Annotated in this window: 3 protein-coding genes; 2 read left to right on the forward strand and 1 reads right to left on the reverse strand. The window is 36.2% G+C overall.

The window, feature by feature from the left end:
• The coding region (locus tag ABY905_RS16175; RefSeq protein ID WP_372645740.1) for a TlpA family protein disulfide reductase at positions 1-886 on the forward strand (886 nt) is incomplete at its 5' end.
• 487 nt (positions 887-1373) lie between these two features.
• On the opposite strand, the gene ABY905_RS16180 is transcribed toward ABY905_RS16175, so the two are convergent.
• A complete protein-coding gene (locus ABY905_RS16180; protein ID WP_372645742.1) occupies positions 1374-1976 on the reverse strand; it encodes an NUDIX hydrolase in 603 nt (200 codons plus the stop codon).
• A 128-nt stretch (positions 1977-2104) separates the two neighbouring features.
• Between ABY905_RS16180 and pyrE the strand changes: the two genes are divergently transcribed.
• Positions 2105-2710 (forward strand): orotate phosphoribosyltransferase (gene pyrE / locus ABY905_RS16185; RefSeq protein ID WP_372645744.1); only part of this gene is annotated, 606 nt, incomplete at its 3' end.

A 2710-nucleotide genomic window follows, 5' to 3' on the forward strand; every position in this document is an offset into this window, starting at 1 on the left:
GACGAATTCTTACTTTCAGGTTTATTTAAAATATCGTTTGGGTTTCCTTGATTATTTAGCCTCACCAGAGGCCTATATCAGTTTGGAGAATAAATACTTTGCGAAACAAGCATTGGAGTTGAATAATACAGCTTATACAACTTTGTTCAATAAAATTTACGACAACTCTTTCGGTTCAGCCTTTCATCGAAAAGAAAAATCGAAGTTTAATAAGGCTCTTGAATCTTCTGACCCTTATTCAAACTTGAGCAAATTAATGGAAAGCTATTCTGCCTATCAGAATAAAGAATTTAGAGATCTACTTTTGGTTAAGGCCGTATTTGATGGAACCGGGAATGCTGTTTTAACTCGAAAAAAAGCAATAGTAATCCTTCAAAAGATAAATGAGAATTCGACAGACTCAAGAGTAAGCCAGTTGATAAAGAATTATTTGGCAAACTTATCTCATCTACTTAAAAATACAGATGTTCCAGATTTCAAAGTCGGAGATATTGCTTTGGAAGACTATAAGGGCAAATATCTGTATCTGAATTTTTGTAACACAACGAATTCGGTTTGGGAGAATGATCTCGAATCGCTTAAGAAACTGCATGAAGCCTTTGGTAAGGATATCGAATTCTTAAGTGTTGCTAGCGATTTAGACACGGCTCGTTTTACGAATAGATTGAAACAAAAAGAGATTACTTGGCCAATGGTCCAGATTGATTCAGAAAGCTCTATTCTAGCGGATTTTAAGATAAATGTATTCCCAACTTATATCATTATCAATCCAGAAGGTAAGGTTTATCAATACCCAGCTAGAGGTCCACACGATGGGGTAGAGAAAATCTTTGTTAAGATTCAAAGGAATATTCTTCGTAATAATCACACCCAAAATAATAAGTAAAAGCTTTTTATTTTATAGGATAATGCGGTTTAGGTGCCGTTTTGAGGCCTATTTATGCTTTCCGTTTTCAATTTGATGGTTTCTTCATGCGAATGGAGGTTTTCTGTTATCGTTTTCAATATCCTTTCTGACGATTTTCACCCATTTACTTACTATCTGTCTAGTTATTCTGATACGACACAGTAGTATTCTGACTAGTTTCTATCATTTTCTGATTGTTCTTATATGTCTACTGACAATTCGCATCGCCTATCTTATAAGAATACATACTCGTTTTGTAAGATTATATATTCGGAGTATAAGATTGTATACTCAATCATTAAGACACGCAATATAATTTGCTAGCAAAGAGTATGGAAATTGATGAGTAAGTATAGGATGTTATATCTTATGTAGTGGCAGGTTAGAGTAATGACTGAAATCCTACGGAGATAAGTCATGCGAGTACCAACTTAAACAAAATTGATACTCGTTCATTTAATTTCTGTTAGTTGATGGTATTCACAACTGCTAGAATGGATGCGTAGGTGTTCGCTCTAAACTCTTCAATCTGATTGCTTGGAATCCAACAAGCTTTCTCTATGTCTTCTTCAGTTTGTGGAACTAGTTTTTCATTACCAGAATAGCTCATTTTAAACCAATAGCTACGTTTCAGCATCCACGAATTATTCATCCAATAGGTATGGTAGGTCGATTCAAGTTCTTCGTCGAGTTGTAGATTAGTGATGCCGCATTCTTCCTCAACTTCACGTAGGGCCGCTTCGTCTATTGTTTCACCACTTTCCACTTTCCCTTTAGGCAAATCCCATTTTCCTAATCGGTGAATGGCCAGAATCTCATTTGCTTGATTGAAAACCAGCCCACCAGCAGCTTCTATATATTTAAATTGATTTTTGAACTCTGCAAAGAGAGCTTCCACGTTTTCCGCGGCAAAGAAGAGAGCCTCTTTATTTTCATCATAGTCAAAGTCAGAAACGAGAGCTTCCAAATTATCTCCTTCAGTCCACAGATATACCATGCATGGGAAATTCATACTTTCAGCCTTATCACCTAAGAAAATTGCACGATCTTTAAAAAATACTTTATACATTTGCGGATGATTTCAGATTAAGAGACTCGTTGTGTAAAAGTTTGTATCACTGTGGTATAAGCTTGAGAGTTACACTTAGTTTTGTTTAATCAATTCATATTTATTGAACCATTAAATCCAATAATCCTATGCAAAGTACTGCAAAACAAATCGCTGAATACCTTTTGCAAATAAAAGCAATTAAGCTAGAACCTACAAACCCATTCACTTGGGCTTCGGGATGGAAGTCGCCAATTTACTGTGATAACCGTAAAACTTTATCGTATCCAGAAGTGAGAAACGATATTAAAAAAGCGTTTGCTAAGGCAGTTTTAGCAAAATATCCAGATGTTGAAGTTATTGCAGGTGTTGCAACTGGCGCTATTGCACTAGGTGCATTGGTTGCCGACGAACTGAATTTACCAATGGTTTATATTCGCTCTTCGGCTAAAGCTCATGGAATGACAAATATGATTGAAGGCGATTTAAAAGCTGGACAGAAAGTTGTCGTTATTGAAGATTTAATTTCTACAGGTGGATCTAGTTTGAAGGCTGTTCAGGCTCTTCGTGAAGCAGAATGCGATGTGATGGGAATGTTTGCAATTTTCACATACGGATTTCAAACGGCTGAAGATAACTTCACAGAAGCGAAATGTGAATTAGAAACTCTGAGTGATTATAACACCATGATCGATCGTGCTCTCGAGATTGGATACATCAAGAACGAAGATGTTGATCAGTTGAAAGAATGGCGC

Source organism: Ancylomarina sp. (assembly GCF_041555295.1).
Classification (GTDB): domain Bacteria; phylum Bacteroidota; class Bacteroidia; order Bacteroidales; family Marinifilaceae; genus Ancylomarina.